The 25,010-nt window shown below is 64.0% G+C and carries 14 protein-coding genes; 5 read left to right on the top strand and 9 right to left on the bottom strand.

Annotated elements, in window-relative coordinates:
• Nucleotides 1-265: 265 nt before the first annotated feature.
• The 3 genes from ACWF5H_RS17835 to ACWF5H_RS17825 form a co-directional block, all read right to left on the bottom strand.
• Nucleotides 266-2,065, bottom strand: coding sequence for a hypothetical protein (locus tag ACWF5H_RS17835; protein ID WP_452038530.1), 1,800 nt, complete (start codon nucleotides 2,063-2,065; stop codon nucleotides 266-268).
• A gap of 196 nt (nucleotides 2,066-2,261) precedes the next feature.
• A complete protein-coding gene (locus tag ACWF5H_RS17830; RefSeq protein WP_452038529.1) occupies nucleotides 2,262-3,794 on the bottom strand; it encodes an endonuclease/exonuclease/phosphatase family protein in 1,533 nt (510 codons plus the stop codon).
• A gap of 136 nt (nucleotides 3,795-3,930) precedes the next feature.
• Nucleotides 3,931-4,881 (bottom strand): endonuclease/exonuclease/phosphatase family protein, encoded by a 951-nt coding sequence (locus ACWF5H_RS17825; RefSeq protein ID WP_452038528.1) that lies wholly within the window; start codon nucleotides 4,879-4,881, stop codon nucleotides 3,931-3,933.
• Nucleotides 4,882-5,705: 824 nt separating this feature from the next.
• Here ACWF5H_RS17825 and ACWF5H_RS17820 point away from each other — a divergent pair.
• Entirely contained in the window at nucleotides 5,706-8,183 is a 2,478-nt protein-coding gene (locus tag ACWF5H_RS17820) for a GH25 family lysozyme (protein ID WP_452038526.1), read from the top strand.
• A gap of 55 nt (nucleotides 8,184-8,238) precedes the next feature.
• On the opposite strand, the gene ACWF5H_RS17815 is transcribed toward ACWF5H_RS17820, so the two are convergent.
• Together ACWF5H_RS17815 and ACWF5H_RS17810 are read right to left on the bottom strand one after the other, a co-directional pair.
• The gene (locus tag ACWF5H_RS17815; RefSeq protein ID WP_452038525.1) at nucleotides 8,239-11,706 is read right to left on the bottom strand and encodes a CDP-glycerol glycerophosphotransferase family protein; all 3,468 of its coding nucleotides are present in this window, start codon (nucleotides 11,704-11,706) and stop codon (nucleotides 8,239-8,241) included.
• Nucleotides 11,706-13,238 (bottom strand): stealth conserved region 3 domain-containing protein, encoded by a 1,533-nt coding sequence (locus ACWF5H_RS17810; RefSeq protein WP_452038523.1) that lies wholly within the window; start codon nucleotides 13,236-13,238, stop codon nucleotides 11,706-11,708. The genes ACWF5H_RS17815 and ACWF5H_RS17810 overlap by 1 nt, the downstream gene beginning before the upstream one ends.
• Nucleotides 13,239-13,422: 184 nt before the next feature.
• On the opposite strand from ACWF5H_RS17810, the gene ACWF5H_RS17805 reads away from it, so the two are divergent.
• The 3 genes from ACWF5H_RS17805 (at nucleotide 13,423) to ACWF5H_RS17795 (ending at nucleotide 18,082) form a co-directional block, all read left to right on the top strand.
• Entirely contained in the window at nucleotides 13,423-14,637 is a 1,215-nt protein-coding gene (locus tag ACWF5H_RS17805) for a CDP-glycerol glycerophosphotransferase family protein (RefSeq protein WP_452038522.1), read from the top strand.
• An 87-nt stretch (nucleotides 14,638-14,724) separates the two neighbouring features.
• Nucleotides 14,725-16,911, top strand: a complete 2,187-nt coding sequence (locus tag ACWF5H_RS17800; protein WP_452038535.1) for an acyltransferase family protein — start codon at nucleotides 14,725-14,727, stop codon at nucleotides 16,909-16,911.
• Between the two features lie 109 nt (nucleotides 16,912-17,020).
• Complete coding sequence (locus ACWF5H_RS17795) at nucleotides 17,021-18,082, top strand: acyltransferase family protein (protein WP_452038520.1); 1,062 nt, start codon at nucleotides 17,021-17,023, stop codon at nucleotides 18,080-18,082.
• 37 nt (nucleotides 18,083-18,119) lie between these two features.
• Here ACWF5H_RS17795 and ACWF5H_RS17790 read toward each other — a convergent pair whose 3' ends face one another.
• Both ACWF5H_RS17790 and ACWF5H_RS17785 read right to left on the bottom strand, forming a co-directional pair.
• Entirely contained in the window at nucleotides 18,120-19,985 is a 1,866-nt protein-coding gene (locus ACWF5H_RS17790; protein WP_452038519.1) for a glycosyltransferase, read from the bottom strand.
• Nucleotides 19,982-20,365 carry a hypothetical protein gene (locus ACWF5H_RS17785; RefSeq protein ID WP_452038518.1) on the bottom strand — a complete coding sequence of 128 codons (384 nt, stop codon included), beginning with the start codon at nucleotides 20,363-20,365 and terminating at the stop codon, nucleotides 19,982-19,984. The genes ACWF5H_RS17790 and ACWF5H_RS17785 overlap by 4 nt, the downstream gene beginning before the upstream one ends.
• A gap of 176 nt (nucleotides 20,366-20,541) precedes the next feature.
• Between ACWF5H_RS17785 and ACWF5H_RS17780 the strand changes: the two genes are divergently transcribed.
• On the top strand, nucleotides 20,542-23,112 hold the full coding sequence (locus ACWF5H_RS17780) for a hypothetical protein (RefSeq protein ID WP_452038517.1): 2,571 nt from the start codon (nucleotides 20,542-20,544) through the stop codon (nucleotides 23,110-23,112).
• Nucleotides 23,113-23,163: 51 nt separating this feature from the next.
• Here ACWF5H_RS17780 and ACWF5H_RS17775 read toward each other — a convergent pair whose 3' ends face one another.
• Entirely contained in the window at nucleotides 23,164-23,829 is a 666-nt protein-coding gene (locus ACWF5H_RS17775; protein WP_452038515.1) for a polysaccharide deacetylase family protein, read from the bottom strand.
• Nucleotides 23,830-24,042: 213 nt separating this feature from the next.
• Nucleotides 24,043-24,381 (bottom strand): hypothetical protein, encoded by a 339-nt coding sequence (locus tag ACWF5H_RS17770; RefSeq protein WP_452038514.1) that lies wholly within the window; start codon nucleotides 24,379-24,381, stop codon nucleotides 24,043-24,045.
• Nucleotides 24,382-25,010 lie beyond the last annotated feature (629 nt).

Here is a 25,010-nt window from a genome sequence, read left to right as displayed (position 1 = left end):
GAGGATATTCACTGAGTCAACGAAGCCGCTATCCGGAGGTTTTCAAATGAGGCAACGAATCAGACTTCCCGGAGGTATTGCAATGAGGCAACAGGCACCCCCTAATTCAGGGGAGATCCCCCGAATACGCAGTGGTGTACGGCTCAGTCCCGGCTGCGGCATTGGGGTCTCGCGGAGGTGCTCATGGCGCGAAGGCAGGCCGTGCCATAGAAGAAGGCCCGGCCTGCCCGGAGCGCGGCACCTCAATTCGGGTGCTTCGTACCGTCTACCTCTTGACCGACAGGATCCGGCGCTTGACCCGGCCGAGATCGCGACGGATCCGGCGAGCCAGACGCGGGCTTTTGCCGGCCACCCACGCCGCAGCGACGCTGCCCGCGGGAACCGGGCTGCTGGACCTGAGACGGCATTCGACCTCGTCCTTCGCACCCGTAATGGTCAGGCGAAGACCGGCGGGATGCGAGGAGGCAATGGTGCCCGCCAACGCCGTGACGTATACGTCGTATTCCCCGGGCATGGTGCGGTCCAGCACGAGGCCTTCGCCGGACCTTGTTCCGAAATTGGTGAATCGGTAGTCACCGAGCGGATCGCCCACCTTGTCGCCTGGGAAGGCCCTCCGGTTGGTCGCGAGAAGATGCGTGCCCACGACGTTGCGGGTGCCTGCTTCCGTCAGGACCAGATAGTAGCGGACGTCGTTGCGGCGTAGTGTCCGCACCGAGGGCAGGACATAGCGGCCACCTATGTGTACCTTGTTGCCGCGTGCCCAGGTCTTGCTAAGCCTAAAGTGGCTGCCCGGCATCTGATTTGTCAGCACCGGCCCCTTGAGCAGTTCCACGGCTGTTCCCGTCGAGCGCAGGCGCACCAGATGCTGGCCCGTAACCAGGGCAGAATCACGTGGTTCGGCGGGAACTGCGTCCACCGTGGCTGTCACGCCACCGTGTTCAATTTCGAGGTTGAGGGAATACCGCCCTTCGGGGAGTTCCGAGAGGTCGATTCCGCCGCGCTGCTCAGTCGCGAATCTGCCGTAGGAATAGTCGCAGAATTCGTTCTCGAAGTAGGTGCGGTTAAGTCGGTCGTCAAGCACGCTTTCCAAGGTGTAGCTCGTTCTGGCCGCGTCGGAGTCGAGGACTAATTTCCGGGATGGCTGGCCCGATCCTTTGGTGCCCACGCCCTTAATGAACAGGATTCCTTCCGGATAAAAGCGGTCTTCCTTAAGCGCCAGCGACGTCAGCCGGCAAACGGTTTCCTGGCGTACGCGGACGGTTTCAATGGAAGGCGTCTCTACCGACGATTTAAAGGCATTCGTGCCGTTCCGCACCTGACCGAACCGCGGCACAGCGCCCTCACCGAGCGCAGCGATAGTGGCCAGCAGCAGGGGCACATTGTAGGAGCCCACGTCGCGGTGCCGCACCACAAGCGGGGAGTCAGTAACGATGAAGTTGAAATTATCGTACCGCTCATAGTCTGGGAGGAATGGGGCGATGTCCGTCTTATATTGAGGGTCTGCCTCCGACGAAAACAGATAGAGGTTGCGGTCCAGATTCTGGTCATTGGCCAGAAGCGAGGGCAGCAGGCTGTCCAACTCCGCTATCCCTTCGTCTGTCTCCGTTCCGATGAGTTGCTTGATGACGTGCGGCCTGAGCCGCCGGTTCGCGCTGCCGATTCTCATGCGCGGTACTACGGCTATGACATTCGGGTAGTCATTGACCAGTGCATGGTACAGAGCCCCGCTGGCGCCCTTGGAGAATCCGAGGAAAGTGCAGTGATGCTTCTCCAGGCCGCGTTCGAGCCGGACCTTCTCAATCAGCGCGGCAACAGCATCGGCGACGACGGTCCCCCGTCGATGCGTGCGGATGTAGTAGGAGAAATCACCGTCAAAGCGGTCTCGGATCCACAGAATGTCGGTGCGGATACCGTCCACGACCGATCCGTCGAGGTCGTAGCGTTTGTTTTCGCCGAAGCCCCCGGAGAAAACCACCAGAAGGTGCCGCCGATCCTGCAGCGAGCGCCGGAACTTATAGGTGACTGAGAGCCCTTGGAAGACGAATTCTTGGTCATCAGCGTGCATTGTCATCCTCGGGAATTGCGGAGTGGGGCCTTCAACATCTTAGCCGCGCGGCCACACGGTCCTCGGAAGAGGCGCGCACGCTACAGAACTTGGCCTTGAGGACACCCAGGAACCGCGCCCGCCGGCCTGAGCAGAAGTGCATCAGGCGAGCTGCGCAGAGAGACGTCAGACAAGCCTTCACGGGACCGCCATGAGCTTACGGGAGTTTGACCCTAGCGAAAACCATGTTGTGGTCGGAGCCAGGGACCGAGCGGAGCCTTCCCTTCTTGTCGACGTCGACGACGTTTTCATAGGAAAGAGTGCCGTGGACGTTCTTGGTGAAGATGTAGTCGATTCGCGACCACGAGGTTTCCTGCTTCTTGTGATAGCCGTTGAAGGTCGAGTATCGGTAGTTTTTCTTGGAAGCGCTTGAGGCCGCGTCCGTCCAGCCCAGATCCATCATTGTCTCGTGGGGCGTGTTGGAGGGCAGTTGGTAGTAGTCACTGTTCATGTCCCCAGCTATCAGCACGGGCAGGTGTTTCTTATTCCTGGCGCCGAGCTTCCGGTCAATCGTTTGCATGGTCGCGGCTTTGGAGCCCTTGCCGGACAGCGGGATCTTTGGGTCGACGTGGAAGGACAGGGCATAAAACTGCTTGCCGGTCTTCCTAGACTTCAGCAGCGCCCAGGCGGCCCCGCGCTTATTCGCACCCTTGGCCGTTGGCAGCGCGAATGTTCCCTTCTTGATCAGCTTGTATTTCTTGCTGTTGTAAGCAATTCGGTTCGAATAGTGGGAACTGCCCAGCTTCTCCGGGGTGCGGTCCAGTGCGTAGCCTGCCTTCTTCAGGCGCTTCCGGAAATCAACCATCGACTGCGTCCGCTTGGTGCCGGGCACTTTGTAGTTGGACGCCTCCTGTAGGAGTAAAACGTCCGGCTTCTTCGCCGAGATGGTCTTCATGATGGAAGTGACGCGCTTAGACCAGGCTGGAGGATTGGTGCCTTGGTCCCCTTTGCAGAGGGCACAGAGGAGGTTGTAGCTCGCTACTGATATCTTTTCGGAGCCCGCTACCTTGGGCGCCGCTGCGTAAACCGTGTACCGCTTCGACGTGCGGGTCTTCGCTTCCTTGTTGTGCGCATAAACCCGAATGAAATTCGGCATCGCCGATCGGGAGCCGTTGCTGAGATTGGCCACGGTATAGCTGGTGCCCTTGATGTTTCGGAAGGTGCGAACATTCCGCGTCAGGTCCAGATTGTCGGCGACCTTGACGCTGTAGTGCGTCGTATGCGCGGTCTTGTTCCAGGAAACCGTGATTTTGTCCTGACCCCGCTTGACCTTGATGGATGTGAACTCTTCCGGAAAGAACGCCAGGGTGCGTGCCTTCAATGTTCCAGACCAGCCGCTGATCGATGCCCCCTCGCGGTCTAGGGCCCGGAACCTGATGTAATACGTGGTGGCGTCCTCGAGCCCCCGCAGATTCCACGTCTTGTATTTAGTCGCCTTTTTGGTGCCTTGGAAGTCGGCGCGGAGACTGTACTGGACCTCGTACCGATGGGCTTTTGCGATGGCAACGTACTTCAACCCAATGGAGCCCCGCGTAATGTTCGTCGCTTTCGGGGCCAGCGGGGACGCCGAAATCTGCATTGCAGGCTGGACTGCCGGGGCAGCCACTGCCAATCCCGGCACTGCGAGCGTGAAAGCGAGGACAGCGGCTAGACAGACGGCTGCCACTCTGGCGTAGAGCGATTTTTCCAAGTTTTCCCCCGGTGGAACCTTTAATCAGGCACAGTTTCGTCGGCGAGCCTAACACAGCGTGGGCATGCCCCTTCAGCGGCCGCCGTCTCCGTTGTCCGTGGCAGGCAAAACTAGGCCGAACGGGCCGCGGTGAACGCTAGAACCAGACCGGCTGCGGCCCAACAAGTGGAGTGCTGGTTGCAAAATTTGGCACCAGCAAGGTCAAGTCAGCAACGACCGGCCGATGGTCGGAAGAGTCAGTATCGATGACGCTGGCCCCATGTACCTGAAATCGGCCGCTGGCCAAGATGTAATCAATACGGCGGGATGGTCGCTCGGATGGGAAGCTAAAGGCCGCATCTTGGCCACGCTCGGCGAAGGCGTCCAAGAACCTTGTCGTGACTTGATGCATTTCAGGCGTTCCGGGGATGGTATTGAAGTCCCCGGCCAGCACGGTGGGCAGGTCCGAAGCACCGGCAATTGCGACAACTTGATTGATCTGCTGCTGACGTTGCTCCGCGCGCCGGTGGTCCAAGTGTGTGTTGTAGAAACGCAGTTGGACCCCTCCCAGGTCGATGACGGTTTCAAGCAGTCCGCGTTGTTGCGACGGGTCCACTTCATACGGGATGTTTCTCAGCAGATAATTGCGCGAGCTAACGATCTTGTACTTACTGAGAACGGCCGTACCGTACTGACGGCGCTTCGTCTGCCCCTTTTTCGGTGGTCGGTCCACGTTGGCGCCGTAGGCGAAATACATGCCTAGGTGACGGGCCAGCCACGCCGACTGGTCGACAAAATGACTGCGCGGCTTATGCCTGTCCACCTCCTGCAGTCCGATGATGTCGGCCCCGCTGGCTCGGATGTCGCGTGCTATGGCCGCGAGATCCAAATTATCGTCGTCATCCGCCCCATGGTGGATGTTGAACGACATGACGCGGAGGTCAGCCCGAATGCCTGCCGTACCCACGGCGGGCAGGGCGTCGGTAGACGACGGCTCTAGTCCCGAGAGGCGCCCAGGTCCAACGTCACCGCCCACGGGCACCGGTCCCAGCACCAGAAGGGCCATGCTCAAGGCAGCCGCCGCCACGGCACGGTTGCGTGCGCCCATTTTTGCCACCCGCTGTCCCCAATTCCCGCGCGGCTGGAGTTGCTTGTATCTCGGTCGACTCCGCGCAGGTTGCAGCAGTTTGGACCTCCACGGATACCCGTGTCAACGGCACTTCTACCCTCTCTGCTCCCCTATCAAAGTGCGGGTTGCACGATGGCTGCCTCGGGGACATCTTCGGCCTTGAACTCTGAACACTGGAAAGCTTTTCATCCAACTGCTGGATAAATTTCCGGTTACTTTTGTATCGCACCGCAAGTCACTCTGGTCACTCTTTTAACCCCGGTGTTAGGGTGAAGCGTCTTTTGCCGTCAAAGGCCTTGCGAGTCAGGGCTAAAGGCCCTCCGTTATGAAGGGCTCAACCGGAGTTCTAAGCTATGAGCACTCGTCACCTGATGCCCCTTCGCCCCGCCCGTCATGGCGCCACCAAGTTCGCCACCGGCCTGGCGGTCCTGTCGGTCGCTATCTCGGGGCTCATCACCGCGCCGCCTGCAACTGCAACGGGACTCATTCCGTCCCAGGAAGCCGGCTCGCCCGCCCACGCTGCAGATCCAATCTCCCCCGTGGACGAGAGTGCGCTTGAAACGCTCTCGACGCCGACACCCGGCTTGCCCGAAGAAGCCAACTCTGACAACACGGGGCAAGTAGTTCCGTCCACACCCCCCTCGGAGCCGGCCCCGACGGTGCTTGCTCCAACCGAACCAGCACCAGCTGGACCCGCCACCGCTGAGCCTACCCCGATCGAGTCGACGCCTGTATCACCGTCTGACTCCGCGCCGAAAGACCCTTCCACCCTTGAAAAAGAGGTAGAGGTCCCGGTCGAAGAGATGTCGGAGGAACAGCTGCTGGAACTGCTGGCTGCCTTGCAGGGCAAGCACGGCGCCGAAATGGGCCAAGGTTTGCAGCAGCGTGACGAGCGGCTCGAAGAGCTGCAGCAGCCGGAGGCCAAGGAAGTGCTGGAAGAACAGCTGGAGGTCTTGAACATCGAACGGACCGGCTCCATGCAACCCGCCGCTGCACCCGCCGTACTGCCGGCCGATAAGCGGGACATGTGGAAGCCCCAAGGCGTCCAAGGTATTGACGTCAGCAGCCATCAGCCCAGCGTGAACTGGCAGACCGAGTGGAATTACGGAGCCCGTTTCGCCTATGTGAAGTCCACTGAAGCCCTGAGCTACATGAACCCTAAGTGGTCGTCCCAGTACACCGGCTCTTACAAGGTCGGGATGATTCGCGGCTCCTACCACTTCGCCATCCCCAACGTCTCCTCCGGCACACGGCAGGCAAACTACTTCGTGGACAACGGTGGCGGCTGGTCGGCCGACGGCAAGACGCTCCCCCCGCTGCTGGACATCGAGTACAACCCGTACCCGGAACTGGGTAACACGTGCTACAGCATGAGCGCCAGCAAGATGGTGGGTTGGATCAAAGACTTCTCCAACACCATCAAAGCGCGGACTGGGCGGCTGCCCGCGATTTACACCACCGCAGACTGGTGGAAGAAGTGCACCGGCAACAGCACCGCCTTCAAGAACCACCCCTTGCACATTGCGCACTACCCCTACGCCGGCTACACATTGGACAAGCCCCTGTTGCCCGCGGGTTGGACCTCCTATGACATCTGGCAGTACAGCTCTACCGGGCCATTCACCGGGGACTCCAACGTGTGGAACGGCTCCATGACGTCGCTGCGCAACTTTGCCTACAACATCGGGTCAAGCAGCAGCCAGAGCACCAACGTCAAGCAGGATTACGCGGCGCCAGGCGACCTCAACGGAGACGGCCCCGGAGACCTGCTCTCCCGCCGCACCGACGGCTCGCTCTGGTTCCACCCGGGTAACGGGTCCGGCGGCTATGCCACTCCGCGGAAGATCGGCGGGGGCTGGGACATCTTCAACTCGCTGATTGGCGTGGGCGACCTGAACGGTGACGGGCGGGCAGATCTCGTAGCCAGGCAGACCAACGGTTCGCTCTGGTTCTACGCAGGAACCGGCACCGGCACCTTTAAGCCCCGGGTGCGCATCGGCAGCAGCACCGGCTGGGGCCAGTATCCGGACATCATCGGGACCGGAGACATCAACGGTGATAAGCGTGCCGATATGCTGGCCAAGCATTCCAACGGGTCGGTTTACTTCTACGCCGGCACAGGAACGGGCAGCTTCGGCGGACGCATTCTGGTGGCCTCCGGATGGCAGGTCTACAGCCAACTGATTGCGCCCCGGGACTTTACCGGCGACGGGAAGAACGACCTGGTAGCCCGCAAACCGGACGGCACGTTGTGGCTGATGCGCGGTACCGCCAAGCAGGCAGCGGTAGGCAGCCTATTCACCAGCGCCCAGAAGATCGGTACCTCCGGCTGGCAGACGTTCAGCACCGTGCTGGGGGTCTGGGACAACAACCGGGACCGCAAGAACGATCTGCTGGGGATTGGTGCAGACAAGTCCCTGAGTTTTTACTCCGGCACCCATTTGAAAGACTCCTCGGGCATGAAGCCGCGGGTGGCCACCGGAACAGCCATCTGGGACAGCTACAGCGAGATCATCACTCCAGGTGACTTCAACGGGGACGGCAAGGCGGATCTGATCGGCCGCAAGTCCAACGGGCAGTTGTGGTTCGCGGCCGGCAACGGCAAGGGCGGCTACGGTGCCCGGGTCCGCATAGGCTATGGCTGGCACATCTACAGCACCGTGATTGGCGTCGGCGACTACAACCGGGACGGAAAGAACGATCTGCTCGCCCGGCAGAAGAACGGCACGCTGTGGTTCTACGCAGGCACCGGCCGGGTCAACGCCAGCGACCATGGCTACAAACGCCGCGTCAAGATCGGTAACGGCGGCTGGAACCAGTTCTCCCGCTTACTCGGCGTTGGTGACGTGAACCGGGACGGCCGCAACGACCTGCTGGCGGTCCGCCCAAACGGCTCGGTGCTGCTGTACGCGGGTCCGGGCAACGGCCAGCACGGCAGGGCGTCCATCATCGCCACCGGTTGGCAGCGGTACAGCTACCTCACCGCGGTCGGCGATTACGACGGCGACGGCACCGCCGACCTCGCGGCCCGGAAGCCCGACGGCACGCTGTGGTTCCTCGCGGGACGTAAGACCAACTCATCGGGTTGGTACGCTCCCGAACGGAAGATCGGTTCCGGGGGCTGGAACAGCTTCAACCGGATTGTTGGGCCCGGAGACTTCAATGCGGACCGGAAAGTAGACCTGCTCGGCACCACCAAGGCCGGGACCATGTGGCGCTACGACGGCACGCGGTTCGTCAACGGCGGGTTGCTGCCACGCAAGTCGGCTGGCCGGCTGTAACGGCAAACGCGGGGGCGACGGCAATCGCCGTCGCCCTCGCGTTTTTCGGATTCGGCTAGAGGAGTTGGTCCACTACCCGGCGGGCCGCGTTGCCATCGTCCTTCGGGGCGAACTTCGCGGCGAAGGCCTCCAGCCTCTCCTGGCGTTGGGGATCGGGCGTCCGGGCTGCATCGATGGCAGCGAACAGCCCCTCTTCGGTCTGGACCACCGGGCCGGGAAGCTCCGTATCATAGTCCAGATAGAAGCCGCGCAAGGTATCGCGGTACCGCTCAAGGTCGTAGGCGTAGAAGACGATCGGCCGCTGCAAAATGGCATAGTCGAAGAACACCGAGGAGTAATCGGTGACCAGAACGTCGCTGGCCAGGTGCAGCTCCTGGATCTCCGGGTAGGCCGAAACGTCGTAGACGCTCTCGCTGGCGCTCTCCGGAATTTCCAGGCTGCTGCTCACCAGCACATGCATGCGGAGCAGCAACACCGTGTCCTCACCGAAGCGCTTGTGGAACTTCTCTAGGTCCAGTGGCAAGTCAAAGCTGAAGCGCCCGGTCCCGGCGCTCTGGTCGTCCCGGAACGTCGGGGCGTACAGGACTACTGTCCGGTCGGCGGGGATGCCCAGTTTCTCGCGGATCGCCAGACCGGCGCCGGTGTCCTTCCCCAAAGCCAGGACATCGTTGCGCGGATAACCTTCCTCCAGAACCCTGCCCTTGTAGCGGAAGGCGCTGCGGAACGCGGCGGTGGCGTACGGACTCGGCGACAGCAAAACGCTCCACTGCCTGACTGCTTGCGACACATGCTGCAGGTAGTCGTCCGCCCGCCCGTGGACCTCGTCCATGTCGTGGACCATGCGCTTCAGCGGGGTGCCGTGCCAGGTCTGGATGAACACCCCGTCCCTGCGACGGCGCAGGTAGTGCGGGAAATTCTGGTTGTTCACCCAGTACTTGGCCTTGGCCAAGTACCAGTAGTACTCCGGCGAGAGCCGCTTGACCACACGGGTGTGCGCATCCGCCGTCGGCAGCTTCTTGTCATACACCCAGACCTTTTGGCGCGTATCGCCGCGGCGAAGAAGTTCCTCGTAAATGTACCGAGGACTGTCCGCGTACTGCTTCCCCAACCCGCTTTCGAAGACGATCAGATCCTCGTCCACCGCGGTCCTGGACAGAACCTTGAACATCCGCTGCATGGCCGGGAAGTAGTACCGGCTGCGGCGGAAGCGTCCCATCGCCCGCTCGAAGATCTCCGGATCCACCATCCGGCGAACCCGCGGTTCCGATGGCTTGGCGCTGCGGATGGCGTCGAAAATCCGCCGGCAGTTCTCCTGGTCCCGGTACTTCAGGAACCGCTGCGCACGCCGGACATACTCGGCAGGCATGGCGCAGCCGGCGTCGAGTGCCTCTTCCAGCTGGGACAACAGTCGGCCACGGTCGAAGGCCACCCGGCCCGGCAGTTCCTCGTCCAAATCCAGATGCGAACCCCGTGGGCCAAGGAATCGTTCCCGGTCGAACTGGTAGTAGAGCACTGGCTTCTCCAGGAAGCTGAAGTCGAAGCCAACGCTGGAGTAGTCCGTCACCAGCAGCGCGCTCTCCTTGAGCAGATGCTGCACGTCCACTTCACCCTGTGAGATGACCCGGACCGGCGCGTCCTCGAAATGATGCCTGAACTTCTGCATGTTGGGGTGTAGCGAGAAAATGATCTCCGCGTTGTACTCCTCGGTCAGCTGGCGCAGCCGCGGATCGTTCAGGAGATCCTTCCAGGCATGGTAGTACTCTGATTCGGGAAAAAGCTCAGGATCCGCCAGCCAGTCCCGCCAGGTAGGGATCACCAGAATCTGGTTGCGCTTGACCTGGACATCGTCGGCGAACAAAGCATCAAAGCGTGACAGCCCGGTGACTTTCACATCCTTCGGTGCATATCCGAAGTCGCTGACGATGTATTCCTTCTCCCGCTCGGAACTGACCAGGAAGAGGTCCGTTTCGAATCCCCGGACTTTTTTGCCGTAGTTGGGCACCATCCATTTGGTCCCCATGACTCCGTGCTGCAGGAACACCTTGACGCCGCTTGCGGCGCGGCGGAACTGCGGCAGCCGTGTGGGATAAAGAAAGTCCGGATGGTGCGAGCCGATAAACCGCTCCGCCTTGAGCGCGACCTCTACATGCTGCTTGGAACGGTACGCCACCACATGGCCCAGCCCCTCCAAATTCCGGACCTCGGGAGACAACGGGTCAATGACGTAGTAGGCGTCGATCTCGGGATGGTGCTGCCTCAGGTAGCGGAAAAAGGCCAGCCCCGTATCCTGCGCTTTGTACGGCCGCTCCCCCACCAGCCACACCGGCTTGCCGACCAGGCCGCGGTGGTTGCGGAAAGGGATGCGAGTCTGCCGCTGCAGATAGTCGAAAGCCTCGGTGTCGAGGATCTCGATGCTCAACGAGGTGTTTTTGGCCTTGAACGTGTAGTAAGGCGTGACGCACAGGGTCTTCGCGCCGCGCCGTTGCCACCCGGCCCTGGTCAGCTTGCGCGTCACGAAGCGGGTCTTGCCGATCCGTGCCTTATGCGGCTGGACGTCCTCACCGTCCCAAACCTCCAACCAAAGGTCGAGGATATCGTCCTCTGCCAGATTTTCGGTGGAGATCTGTGCAAGCTCCAGCGTCGCTTTCAACTGATACTCACGCAGCCCGTATTTCCGAGATGTAGCCTCGGCATCGAGAGCAATCTTCGCGGTGGCGGTGTAACGCCGTTCGCTCTGTCGGCCCAGCAGCACTAGCTGCGCCCTCGTGGCCTCGCCGTGCCGGGTAACCAATCGTCCGGCCAGTTCCACCACGCCGCCGGCCACGGACAATTTCTTGACGTAAACGACGTTGAACGGCTTCAGCGGGCGGTTGACCGCGAGGCTGAGGTAACCCTGCCGGTTCACGTAGGGTGACAGCGTTGATTCTCCCGATGTGACGGCATGGAGCTGCCCGACCGATGTCTGCAGGAACCTGCCGAACGGAATCTTGGCTCGATAGCGCAGCGCTGGCCCAATGATCCCGGCTTCCACGGCGGCACGGAATTCTGCGAAGCCCTCGCCGTGTCCACCATCCTGGGGACCGACGGCGGCACCGTGCTCCTTCCCAGCTTCTACGGCCTCCGCCGTGGGCCGAATGTCGCGACAGTACCTGGGCAGATTCGCTGCCTCGGCCTCCACCTCGACGAACAGCCGCAGTACCGCACCCTCTTCCGCGTAGGAGGAGGCGGGCGCCTGGGCGGCCAGCGATTCAAGATCCAGCGAAGCCTGGTAGTCCCGTCCTTCCGTCGTCTCAGCGCCGGGAAGAGCTTCGACCGCGGCCAGCCGCACCGCGTCGTCGCCGCTGCCCGACCAGAGGGCGTAAGGCGTAAGTTCAGGCGCAAGCGTGAAAGCTACGCGCAGCCTCGGGCCCGACTGGCCGACGGCCAGGCGGTGCAGTTCGCGGCGTGCAGCGGAGGAACGCGGGTCGAGGATGCGCTCGGCCTTCGCCTTGGCCCGCATCAGGACCGACTGGGGATTCGGCATTACATTCCTACTTCAAAAGAGCTGGGCACCGGGTAATAGGACTGGAGGAAGCGCTGGACCATCTTTTCCTGATCTTCGGGGTGGACGGCGGCCTTGCCGACTTCATTGAGACAGAAGACATCGGCTTCCCGGTCCCGCAGCAGCCGCAGCAACTTTGCCTGGGCGGTGGACTCACCGATGTCGCAATAGCGGTAGGCGATCTCCCCCGGTACAGCGGCCCCAATGCCGTAACCATAGTAATGCGCCAGCGATGAAGGTATGGAGATGTCCGCAGGAGTGCGGAAGCGCGCGTGAGCGGTCGCGGTGTGGGCGGATTGGAAGTCCTGTTCGAGCAGCCTCAGGGTGCTGACACGCTGCGCGTGGGCGGCGTGCTTGAACTTGTAGACGGGGCTCTTTCCGAACTTCTGCTCGATCAGTGCCCGGTTGCGTTTCGCGGCGCTGTCCACCGGCAGATCCCCGGCTCCAGCCGGACCGTCCGCGACGCGCTGCTCGGAGAAGAAGAACTTGGCGATGCCGTTGCCGTGAAAGAACAGTTCCGGCGCCACCGGCCGGCCGAAGAAAACGTCGTCGTTCAGATACAGGAAATGTTCGCTCAGGCCAGGAATGCGGTGCAACTGCGCCTCGATGGCATGTGAGTTGAACGTGGGCAGGGCATCGGCATCGGCAAAGACATCCCTGTGGTCCACCACGGTGATCCGCGGGTTGGTCTTATCCAGCCATTCCGGCACCTGCCCCGCAGTGAGGAGGTAGATGTGGTTGGCCCAGGGCGCGAAATAGTCCACCGAGCGCAGCGAGTACCGCAGTTCGTCGTGGGTTCGGAACCGTTCCTCATTGCCAGCGAACTCGTTCAGTTCACCTGGGTGGATACGGGCCCAGGCAGCGTCCCGAGCCCGTCGCCACTCGGCATCGGCCCCATCCACCCACGTATAAACCAGGTCCACTGGCTCCGTGAACTCCGTCATAGGGCGGCCGGCGCCACCAGCAGCCGGCAACGCAGACACGGTGCAACCCAAGCGCTCGTCGGCCAGCACCAGTCCGTCCGCCGACGCGAACTCGAAGACGGTCACCTCCCGCGGGACATCGACGACGGCGTCGCGCGCAAGCTGCGGCCGGCCGCCGTCCACGCTGACGTAGACGGCCCGCCCGGTTCCGGTCCGGCGCACGGCGTCGAGCAGTTCCGACAGGTCCCCCGGCGCCACGCTGATTCTCGTTCCGCCGTGCGGGCCGGATGCTTCTTCGCCGAAGCCGATGCCGGCTCCGCGCGCCGCGGACGCGACCAACTGCCGGTTGGAAGTGGCAACGTCGCGCGCGCAGAATCGGCGCACAGGTTTGGTGAGGACCGTCCGCCCGCGGGAGGAGGCGGGAACGACGTCGGCGTCTACTCCGGCGCGAGCCGGACGGGTCTGCGCTGAGCGCCAAACATCGGCGGCGCGGCGCTGGAAGGACGTTCTGCCGTGGCGAAGGTCAAAGAGTCCTTGGACAGCTGGCTGCGGCAACACCCGAGCGAGAGTTCCGCGCAGTCCGGCGATCATCGGATCCTTTCATCCGGCAACATAAGCAGCCCCGCGGTTGGCAAACAGTAATTAGTCCCAGTCCCCGGGGCAAGAGTCGATACAGTTTAGCAACCCAAGCCTGACAAAATGCTGGATACCGGGCCGTGCCGCGCCCGGCGGTTTCGATAGGCTGTAAGCTCCCGACCCGCTACAGGAGTGCTTCGTGCCATTCACCGCCACCGCCCGCCGCGCGCTCAAGTTCGTCGGGAACCAGGCCACCAACGCCGTGGTTGGGAGAACCGTCCGGGCGCAGTTGAATTCAGCGAACTCTGCCGGCCCCACGCGCTTCGATTGCGTGGTCTACTTTGCGGACGAGCCTTCCAGCGCCTACCAGCTCCGGCAATGGTTCGCTCCTCTGGCCCGGCTCGCCCGCACACACCGGGTGGCCTTGCTGGTGCACCGGCCCACCACGGCCGCCGAACTGCTCAAGGACTCACCGCTCCCGATCTTCCTGGCCCAGGGAATCGACCAAGTGGAGAAGTTCATCCAGGCCAAGAGCGTGCGCTTGGTCTTTTACGTCAACAACAACAGAGACAACTTCACGGTCCTCCGCCTGACCGAGCAGGTCCACGTCCACCTCAGCCACGGCGAGAGTGACAAGATCTCCATGGCCTCCAACCAGCTCAAAGCCTACGACTACGCGTTCATCGCGGGCCAAGCCTCCCGCGAGCGCATTATGGGCAGCGTCCGGCGGATGGACCCGGCCAAGCTGGTCGAGATCGGCCGGCCGCAACTGGACAGCGCGGCCACCAAAACCGTGGACGGCGGCGGGCGCAACGGGACTGACGGCCGCGAACGCACCACGGTGCTCTACGCCCCCACGTGGGAAGGCGACCGGCCGGCCATGGCCTACGGCTCGTTGGTATCGCACGGAGTCGGGATGGTGGAGGCCATTCTGGCCGACCCTCGGTACCGGCTGATTTTCCGGCCGCATCCGCGCACCGGCGTCCGGATGCCGGCGCATCGGGCTGCGGCCAAGGAGATCAGCGCCCTGATCGAGGACGCCGAGAAGCGGTCGCCGGGCGCCGAACACTATGTGGACCGGCGGCCGGACTTCACCGTTGCTATGGCGCAGGCCGATGTATGCGTCTGTGACCTCTCTGCCATGGCTATGGACTGGCTGCCGCGGCGAAAGCCACTCCTGTTGACCCAGCCCGTCGATCCGGCCGCCGCCGTGGACCGCAATGGCATAGCCGGCGCCGTGCCACTTCTGAAGGCGGAAGACGCGCGGCGTGCGCCACTCATTATGGCTGACCTGTTGTCCCAGCCGGTTGGCCAGGCTCAGCTTGATCTGATTCGTCATCACTTCGGGGACACCTCCCCCGGCGCCAGCACGCGCCGGTTCTTGGACGCCGTGGACCGCGCGTTGGAAGACTGAGCACACTTCCTACTCGGCTGGGCTCGCTGCCGCGGTCAGACGGTTCCCTGCTCCTGAGGCGCTGAGTACAATGGCCCGCAGACGGAAATTGGGGAATTTCTACCGTCAGGAGCCAGCACGCAAGTCCAGCCAGCCCCGCGCAGTACAGCACCGGATGCCACCGGATTCCGGCAGGACATCCAAGGACTGCGCGCCTTGGCGGTCTCGCTGGTCCTGATCTACCACCTTTGGCCCGGGCAGCTGACCGGCGGCTATATCGGCGTGGACGTCTTCTTCGTCATCTCCGGTTTCCTGATGACTGCCCATCTCATTGGCCGCCAGCCGCGGACGGTCCGGGATCTGGCTGAATTCTGGGGCCGTCGGATCCGGCGGCTGCTGCCGGCCTCGTTCTTGGTGCTCGCAGTAACCGCTGTAGCCGTCCGGCTGTTCGTGGTGCCCACACAATGGGAAGTGATCGCCCGGCAGATCATGGCGTCTGCCTTGTACATACAGAACTGGGTGCTCGCCGACAGCGCGGTGGACTATCTGGCGGCCGACAATGCGCCGACGCCCACGCAACATTTTTGGTCACTCTCGCTTGAGGAACAGTTCTACCTTTTCTGGCCGCTGGTCATCTTGGCAGTCGTTTGGCTGGCTGGCGCCTGGAAGCTCACCGTGAATCTCGTAGCCCGCGTCGCGATCACGGCCGTGATCGCGGTGTCGCTGGCCGTGTCCATCCTTGCCACCGCAGACGACGCCGGCCGTGCCTACTTCATCACACCAACCCGGGTCTGGGAGCTCGCCGTGGGCGGCTTGATAGCCACGGTCGTGCCATTGGCTGCCACCCGGCTGCCCGGACCGGCAACGGCACTGCTTGCCTGGACTGGCATCGCCGCCATCGTCACCGCCGGGCTGACGTTCACCCGGGAGACACAGTTCCCCGGCTACACGGCGCTGCTGCCGGTGCTCGGGACGGCCCTGGTTATCCTCGCCGGCTCACGCCGTGCTTACTCCCCTACCGGAGTCCTGCGGCTGAAGCCCGTGCAGTGGCTCGGGGACGTCTCCTACTCTGTGTATCTCTGGCACTGGCCGCTCATCGTGCTGGTGCCGTTCGTCACCGGGGCCGCGCTCGGCTGGTTCGACAGGATGACTATATTGGTCCTCTCGCTCGGGCTGGCTGCACTGACCAAGGTCTTCGTCGAGGACAGGTTCCGCTCCCGGCTGCCCGCCCGGCGTCTGCTGCCGACCTACCGCTTCGCTGCCGTCGGCATGGTGGCCGTCACGGCGCTGGGCGGCCTGCAGCTCGCCGAAGTCGGCCACCGCAATCAGCTGGCGCAGGAACAGCTGGCGTCCATAGAGAACAGCGGCGACCCGTGCATCGGCGCCGCCGCCATGGCCCGCGGAACCGGCGAGTGCCAGCCCGAGTCGCCGCCGCGGATGGTCCCGGAGCCTGCGCTCGCCAAGGACGACCTTCCCGACGCCTATAAGGACGGCTGTTGGTCTTCTCGTGCTTTCACCGACCGGCCGGTGTGCACGTACGGTAACGGAAAAACCAAAGTTGCGCTGGTGGGCAACTCGCACGCGGCCCAGTGGCTCCCCGCGCTGCAGTTGCTGGCAAAAAAGAATGGCTGGACTCTATCCACCTACCTGATCACCCGCTGCAACCTGACTTCGATCCCACTCGATTTCAACAACGCTGAGCGGACGCGCAACTGTCTCGCGTACGGGCGGTGGGTGATGGAGCAGACCAAGGGCGGGAAGTTCGACCTGGTGATCACCTCCGCACGCCAGTCCGTGACCGTCGACGGCGAGAGCTGGAAGACCACCGAGGAGCCCGCCGTCGAGGGCTACAAGACGTATCTGTCCGAATGGGCGGCGTCCGGGACCAAGGTCCTGGCGCTCAAAGACTCTCCCTTCCCCGGCACCACCATCAGCTCGATCCCGGACTGCCTGGCCGCGCACCCCGACCAGCCCTCCGCTTGCGCGGGCACGCCGGAGAGCTGGTACTGGATGGACCCCTTGGACCGAGCGGTCCGAGAGCTGGGCGCTCCGGGCATCACCGCAGTCAATCTCGACCGGTACTTCTGTGCCGACGATGTGTGCCCTGCCGTGATCGGCTCCGTCGTCGCCTATCGCGACGGTTCGCACATCACCGCCACCTATGCCCGCACTTTGGCCCCATACCTCCGCGCGCCCATCCTCGCCGCGCTCCAGGGCGGTAAAGCAAAGCCGGATGCCCGGGCGCACACCTTCGGAACGCCCCCAGGACCCGCGGGCCGCCCGGCCTCGCCGTAACTCGCCGCTGGCCAGCCAGCGAGCGTTCAAGGGGCACGCGACCACGCCATCCGACCTCCCCGGTAGACTGGACTGCGTTTTGCCCCCGACCACACAAAGGACCGATCGCTTGAGCGCTGACATTGTCCTAGCCCCCGCCCAGCAGGGCGTCCGCCAGACGTGGATCGACCAGGCTCGCTGGGCCGCGATCATCCTGGTGGTCGTTGGCCATGGGGTTGGCATGCTGCGCGCCGAGAGCGGACTGGCCCTGGTCGTCTCCAACTTCGTCTACATGTTCCATATACCGGTCCTGATCCTGCTGGCCGGGTGGGGGGCCCGCAGGGCGCAAGCCGACGGAAAAACGTTGTCCAAGGTCTTCTGGCAGCTGCTGGTTCCGTACGTGATTTTCCAGTTGATCGCTTTCCTGACCAACTACGTGCTGGACGGAGATCAGCCGAGCTGGAAGTTCACGTCCCAGACCTTCGGCCTCTGGTTCCTGGTGGCCTTGGCCGGCTGGCGCCTGCTGGCGCCCTGGTTCCGCGGGCTGCGGTTCGCCGTCCCCATCGCCGTCGTCGTGGCGCTGCTGGCCGGGTTGAGCCCGGCGATCGACGGTTTCCTCTCGCTCTCGCGCATCTTGGTCTTCCTGCCGATCTTCCTGGCCGGCCCATGGATAGTGGACCGGGTCTCTGAGTGGCGCCAGGACTGGCGACTCAGGGCAGCGGGGGCGGTTGTCGTCGGGCTCGGGGCGGCCACTGCTCTCTGGCTCAAGAAGGACTTCTGGCGGCCTCCTTTCCTCGGCAACAAGGGCTACGAGGCGCTTGACGTGGGCGACCTCGAGGGCATGGTGTGGCGCCTAGTCGTCCTAGCCGTGGGAACGGCGATGGCGACGGGTTTCATGCTGATGCTGCCCGGAAGGGTCGGGGCACCCACGCGAATGGGCGCCTGGACCGCCCGGGCTGGCCAGCACACCATGTACCCGTACCTGCTGCATCTGCCCCTGTTGACGGTGGTGGGGGCCTCCTCGTTGCTTGACGCTGGCAGCCCGACCGTTCGTGCCCTGTTGGTGATTGGCGCCGCGGTGCTGTTCAGCGCATTGGCGGTATCGCGGCCCGTGGTCCTGCTGATCCGTCCGCTGGTGGATCCGCGCGGCGCTTGGAACGCGCTGAGCTCATTGAAGTCCGGCCAGCGCTAAGCCCGGTGATGACCGACGGCGATGAGGCGCCCGGCGCTTAGGCGAACTGCAGGCTGAGCGAACCGTGCTGGGTCGCGTACGGCCGCCACGAGGACGCGCCCGGGTAGCCGATCCTGAACGTGCGCAGGACGTTGTTTCCTTCCACCTGCAAGAAGATGTCCAAAAAGCCGTTCTCCTCGGAGACCCCCTCATCAAGCTGCCCGTCGGTTACCGACGCGTGCAGCCGCAGCCTGCCGGGCGCCCGTTCCGTCACCTCGGCAGGAACGAAGGCCGGGCCGCCCTCTGCACGGCGGCCAATCACCAGGTGCGCCCGCAGCAGCTGCTCGGCGGCGGGGCCGGAGCTCTGGCGCCAGGTGAGTTCGCCGCGGATTTCCAGTCCGCCGGTGGCGGGCAGGCCCAGCTCCTCGAGGGTGAACTCCATGCGGGACAGCGCCACACGATCGGGCACCTGCCGCCACGCCTGCTCCAGCACATCGGCCCACTGTCCGACAACCGCCGGATCCGAGAACTGCTGGCTGCTTTCCCAAGCGGCCTGGCCCATGGCGCGGGCCAGCTCAGGGTCGGTACAAAGCTTAACAACACGTTCCGCCGCGGCGGCAATATCCTGGGCCGGGACCAGGAAGCCGTTGACGCTGTCCTCGATCACGTCGCTGGGACCGTAGCGGATGTCGTAGGACACCGGCGGACAGCCGCGGCCCAGGCTCTCCATCAGCGCCAGCGGCTGGCCCTCATTGCGGCTGGTCAGCAGGGAGAAACCGGCCGTCTCAAACTGCTCGGCCGCATTCGGCGTGTGCCCGTGGAGGCGGACGACGTCGGTCATCGCCAAGTCCGAGATCTTGGCCTGCACTTCCTCCTGCAGCGAGCCGGTGCCGTAGACGTCCAGAATGACATCCGGCAACTCTTGGTGCACCAGCGCCATGACCTCTACTGCATGGGCCACGTTTTTCTGGTTTTCCAGGCGCACCACCATGACGCCGCGGTTCCGGTCCCGCCGCTCGAAAGGTGGCAGAACATCGGCGCGTGGTTTGGGGTTGGAGACGGTGTACAGATTGGTCGCCCTGCCGAACCGCGCCTCGTAATCCTGGCGGTGCTTCCGGGTGAGGAAGATCAGCCCATCCCACGCAGCGCTGTCTTCAAAGATCTGCTTGCGGCCCGGGGCTAGTTTGCCGATGAACGGATCCCCGCCGGCGATGATGTGGCTGTTGTGGATGACCGCCATCTTGATGATGTTCTGCTCGTTCAGCGGAGCCACAACGCGGGCCGCAAAGCCGCTGTCCACAATGAACGCGGCTCGATCCCCGGCTGCCAGCTCCTTCATCCAGTGGCGGTAGAAGTCGCCGGCCGAACGCCAGCGGGCGACGGCCTGGCCCAGGCGGTTGAGTAGCGTGATGAAGCGTCCGAGTGTCTTGCCGGCGGCGTCGACCGGGGCCTCGTCACGCAGGAACTCGGTCCCGTCCTCCCGGTAATACCGGCGGTGGGCCACCGTGGTTCCGTCCGGCCGCATGAAGGTGCGCATGAAGACCTGTCCGGACGGATCGAGCACCACGTCGGGATCCCCGGCCGTGCCTTGGTCGGCAGGGACGGTCGGCACAATCAGAGCGGAAAGCGCCGACAGATCGGCCTGCCGGTAGTGTTGGAAGACGTTCAGCACCTGGGTCTCCGGTGCGAGCTTCCCCTGCTCGCGGAGCCGGCCCGTCAGTGCCTCGTAGCTGGGCTCCGGCTCGAACGTAATGATCGAAGCCACCCGCCCGCCGAAACGGGTAAAGGCGCCCGCCCGGTGCAGACACATGGTGGTCATGCCGCCGAAGCTTTCCGGGAGGCCCCAAAGGACCATGAAATACCTGCCCGCGGGCAGCGGAGATTCCGCCGGGGCGACTGAGTCGATCGTGTTCACGGTGCTCACACAGCCTTCCGCTTGAAGCTGAGATTGCCGAATTTCGTTGGGTAGGGCAGCCAGCGCAGGGACTGCAGCTTCCAGTTCACCCGGGTCCGCACGGCACCGGAGCCATGGCGGGACTGGAAATAGAGGTCCACGGAATCGCCGGACGCCGTATCCAGGTCCGCCAGCGGAACCGTGCAGCTCACCTGCTGCGTGCCGTCGGCCCCCGAGAAAGTCCGTGCCGGGTACTCGCGTTCGGCCTGGGCTCCGCGGGCGGCGAGGATAAAGGAATAGGCGCCGTTCGGCTGCTCCCGGTCCGGGCTCACCGTGCCGGACAGAGTCAACAAGCCGTCCGCGGACACGCTGGCCTTGCTGGGTTCAAACGCTGCCGGCGGCTGCAACACGATGGCTCCCCCTCGCGGGATCAGGTGACTTGCTGTATAGGGCCCATCCGGCCCGCCACAACTCTATAGCTTCGGGCGGCTTCCGCCGGGCAAGACCGGCCACCGTGTCAAGTGCCGCTTTCGAATGCCAGTACACTGGAGGGCTCACGTTCCCTGATGCAGCCAAGGACCAGACTTTGACTAACCGAGACTCCCTTGCCGGCCGTGTCCTGCGCACCGGCAAACGCCACCTGAAGACGACCCTCCAGCCGGCCGCACGGGCCATCCTGCCCACGGTCACGAATGTGGCGGGCAAGCCGGCAGCGCCGGCGCTGCCGTTGACGGCGCCCGAGGCGTGGGCGAAAGCCAAGCAGCCGGCGGCGGCAGCATCGCCGTCGTTGATTGCGGCCGTCTCAGGCGGCGGCACCCTGGTGCCGGAATTCATCGCTGACGCCCGGCAGAACATTGCGGCGGGCAACAGCCAGTCTGTCCTCGCGGCGAGCTACAGCCTGCGCGACGCCGGCGCCAGCCACGAATTCGTGCATGCCCTGCAGGGCATGGCCTTGCTGGAGATCTCTGGACCCGAGATGTCGTGGGGACAGTTCGAGTTGCTCGGCGACGACCGGATCATCACCTTGTGCCCGGACGAGTACTTCGCGGCGGCCTTCTCGCAGGCACCGGAGACGGCAGCCAAGGTCCTGGACCGGCTGCTGGCGGACGATTCGCACGTGGAGTGGTCGGCTCTGGCCCTGCTGCACGTGGCACAGAAGGCCTTCGCCCGAGGCGAACTGGACTCGGCGCGCACGCTGGCCGCCTTCGGCCTCAGTGACGCAGCACCATCCCACACTGCCCATATCCGCCGCGAGTTCGAGCGGCTGCAGACCTGGTTCCCGGAGGGCGTGCGGCGCCAGCCCATCGAAGTGCCGGCCGCAGACGCCACGTTCGGCGTACTCAGCTACCAGCAGCCGGACGCCTGGTCCCGCAACGTCGGTGACTACATCCAGACGCTGGCGTCCATGGGCCACCTGGTCCGCCAGGCCAACCTCAACTTCGTTGGCGACCCGCAGCTAGTGGGCTTCCTGGAGGACATTCAGTCCCAGGTCAAGGACGAGCGGCGGATCGACGGACCTGCCGCGACCGTTGCCGTCGTCGAGACCCACCGGGACAGCAGCCCGCTGCAGGACATCCCCAAGAACACGTGGATGCTGGCCTTCGGCTGGTACATGCACCACACCTTCGGCCAGCACTTCAACTTCCCGTTCCACCCGAACATCCGGCCGATCTTCGTCTCCTTCCATGTGAACAAGCCCGCAATGCTCACCCCGGAAGCCATCGCCTATTTGAAGGAGCACGGTCCGGTGGGCTGCCGCGACTGGCAGACCGTGGCCCTGCTCCGTGCCGCGGGCATTCCCGCGTTCTTCTCCGGCTGCATCACCACCACGGTGGACACCGTTTTCCGGCGGGACAGCCGGGACGAGCGGTCCAAAACCGCGTTCGTGGACGCGCCGCAGACCGGTCCCGGCGACATCCTGCTGCAGACCCAGAAGGGCATGCGGGAAATGCCCTTCGCGCAGAAACTTGAAACGGCCCGGACCTGGATCAACGGCTACCACACCGACTACAAGAACATCAGCACCTCGCGACTGCACTGCTTCCTTCCGGCACGCTCCGTGGGCTGCGAGGTCGAGTTCAAGCCGAAGAACCGTTCCGACGTGCGCTTTGGCGGGCTGATCGACACTTCCCAGGCTGACTTCGACGCCATCCGCACCGGCATCCTGGACAAGCTGGCAGTGGTCATGCCGCTGATCACCTCCGGAGCGGCCAAGGAGGACGTCTACCGGGCGTGGGCCGAAGTCTGCGCGCCGGCCATGGCGGAGGCGGACGCCTTCCTGGCCCGCGTCCCGGGGACCGTTGTGAATGACGACGACGTCGCGCGGCTTGTGGCTGCGGCCGTGCCGGCCAACGGCCCAGACCAGGACGACTGCACCGACGTTGTGCTTGACCATGGCAAGGCCAGCGCGCCCCACCTGCCCAAGCTGCTGCGCTCCGTCATGGAACACACGGCCGGGAAGGTGCGCGTCTGGACGATGGCGGACGACCTCACCGCTGAGGGCCGTGCCGCTGCCGAAGCGCTGGATCCCCGCCTAGAAGTCGTGTGGTTGTCTGGCAAGGCTCTGCGCAACGACCCCAAGGTCCGAGCGAACTCGAGCCTGAAGCATCGGGAACTGCTGCTGGCCTTGCTCCCGGAGATCCTGACCAGCGCCAAGCGCGCGGTCTTCCTCAACGCCGCGACCCTGGTGCGCGGAGATCTTGCCAAAATGGCCGCCCTGCCGCTCAAGGGCCATCCGCTGGCGGCCCGGGACGAGCACCGCAAGGGCCGGCAAAGCGGCTTCGGGCTGCTGCGATCCATCTCGGGCAGGCACGGCTACGACCACCGGAAGGCCATGGAAATGATCGCGGTGACCCATGCCGCGCACGAGTTCGACTTCCGGGTCTTTGACGCTTCGGTCTTCGTGCTGGATCTGGAGGCCGCTCGGAGCGCCGGGCTCTCCCGCCGCGTAACCACGCTGCTGTTCAACTATGAAATGGACTTCGGCGAGGCTCTCAACGCGGTGGTCGGCGCCGACCGCGCCGTCCTGCCCGACGATTGGAACCACTCCGCACTGATCGGCGAGAATCAGGACCCGAAAATCGTCAACTGGCGGGACACGGAGAAGCCCTGGGGCAACGGTTACGGTCCGTTCGTCCGGGACTGGCGGAGCCTGTAGCCCACAGCTTCGGTCTGCCGGGGGCGATCGGCGGCAGACCGAAGTCCGGACTCAGCAAGGCAGCCGTTGTGGAAGTTTCGTCGGACTGGTGATGATGGCGCCGCGGTTGTCCAGCCCGCGGTAGGCCCGGCAGACCCTCAGCCCGCGGTCCTCCAACCTGGCCTTGATTTTAGCGATGGCGTCCGGGTTGAAGGCTTTCCACCCCATGTGCATCAGGATGGTGGCTCCCGGCTTGGCCAACTTCGCCGCGGCCGAAACCACCTGCGCCTTGGACTTCCCCTGCGCGTCCTTGGTGTAGCCGGTCCAGTTCCACGGCTTCATCCCGACTTTCTGGTAGCCGCAGCGGACCGATCCGCCCAGTTTGCCGTAGGGCGGGCGCCCAAAGTTCGTCACGACGCCTGGAGCCCTCAGCTCCCGAGCGACGGCGGCGCAGCTGAGCTTGTCGAAGTTCTTGGGGTGGGTGATGCTGTGATTAATCACATATTGGCCGTGGGCGCGCGCCAGCTTGGCCAGGTCCACGCCGTTCCGCTCCCGGTACTTCGCAAGGCAGTTCCCGGTGGGAGCCAAAACCAGACCGTCCACCTTCTTGATGTTGATGTGCCACGGCTTCTTGCCGGCCGCGGTGGGGACCACACAGATTTCAGGGGTTGCCCACGGCCCGGTAATCGCGGGGGCCGTCGTGTGCACCAGCCTGGTTAGGCTGCTGGCAATGTCCACGGCCCACATGTGCCAGGTCCCGTCGATCCGCTGGAAGGATGGTGCGACCAGCCTGCGGCCGGGCTTGCTGGCACTGCGGATCTTGACCTTGGCCGGCCGTCCAGTTCTTCCCGTCGGTGCTGGTGCGGAGGAAGAAGTTCTCTTCGGCGCCAACGGCCGAAGTGTCGAAGTACCGCCAGATCAGCTACGTAACCCCGTCAACGAGGACAAGGTTCACGTCCACGTTGTACTGGTCCCCACCGGCGCGTTGTCGAGCGGGAACGGCGCGCCGGCTGGGACGATCCAGTTCGTGCCGTCGTTGGGCGCAACAATGCACGGGTCGTCGTAGGCGTCGGAGCCGCCAGCGTACGGGTTGTATGCCATCCAGTAGCGGTTGCCGTTCCGCCCACCGGGGACATGCACGACGGACGGGTGGGCGGCATCACCGTTGTGTGTGAGCGGTTCACGGGTGGGCAGTGTGAGGCGTTCACCGACCCAGCCCGTCCACTCCCTCGACCCGATGATCGGTTCGATCTTGTATGCAATTGCCTTGTCCAGCGCGTTGGCGGACAAGCGACCGACCTCCACCACTTCTGCACGGACCTGCTCGCGTACTCTGCGTCTAGGACGGACCTGGTCTGCGACTCCGGCGTTTGGATGATGGTGGCGAAGTTGGAGTCAGCGGGTGTGTCCACCAGATCCACGGCTGCCTGCGCTGCAGTTACCGCCTCGGTGGCCTCGTAGAGTGAGTCAGCCATGGATGTCTGCGCCTGCAAAGCGAGGGCTTTCACCTCATTGACGGACTGCACGGCCACGTCACCCATGCCTTCATAGGAGGTGAAGAACCCTGTCAGCCCGGCAGCCTCCCACGCCGCCCGGTCCAGTTCCGAGATGAACGCCGGACCGAAGCCGTGTTCGTTCACGCGGACGGGGTTCGAGAGGTGGAGGCCCCCATTGTCGGTGGTTGGCAACGGTGTGCGTGCCGGGTCGCCTGGCGCGAAGATCAGCACCTCACCGTCAACAGCAACCGCTGACGGGTCACTCGGGCAGAGACCAGAGGGCGCCTTTGATCTCAATGGCACAGTGCCAGTGGAGTTCAGATAGGAGCGCACCAGGTCATGGTTCGCTGTGCAGCCACTGTTCCGGGCCCACACCCGAACCAGCCACAGCGGCTGATCGTCCAACACGCCCAATACGCTCTC

This window comes from Arthrobacter sp. NPDC055138 (assembly GCF_053607305.1).
The sequence above is the reverse complement of the archived record's forward strand: the minus strand, read 5'-3'. Positions and strand labels throughout refer to the sequence as shown.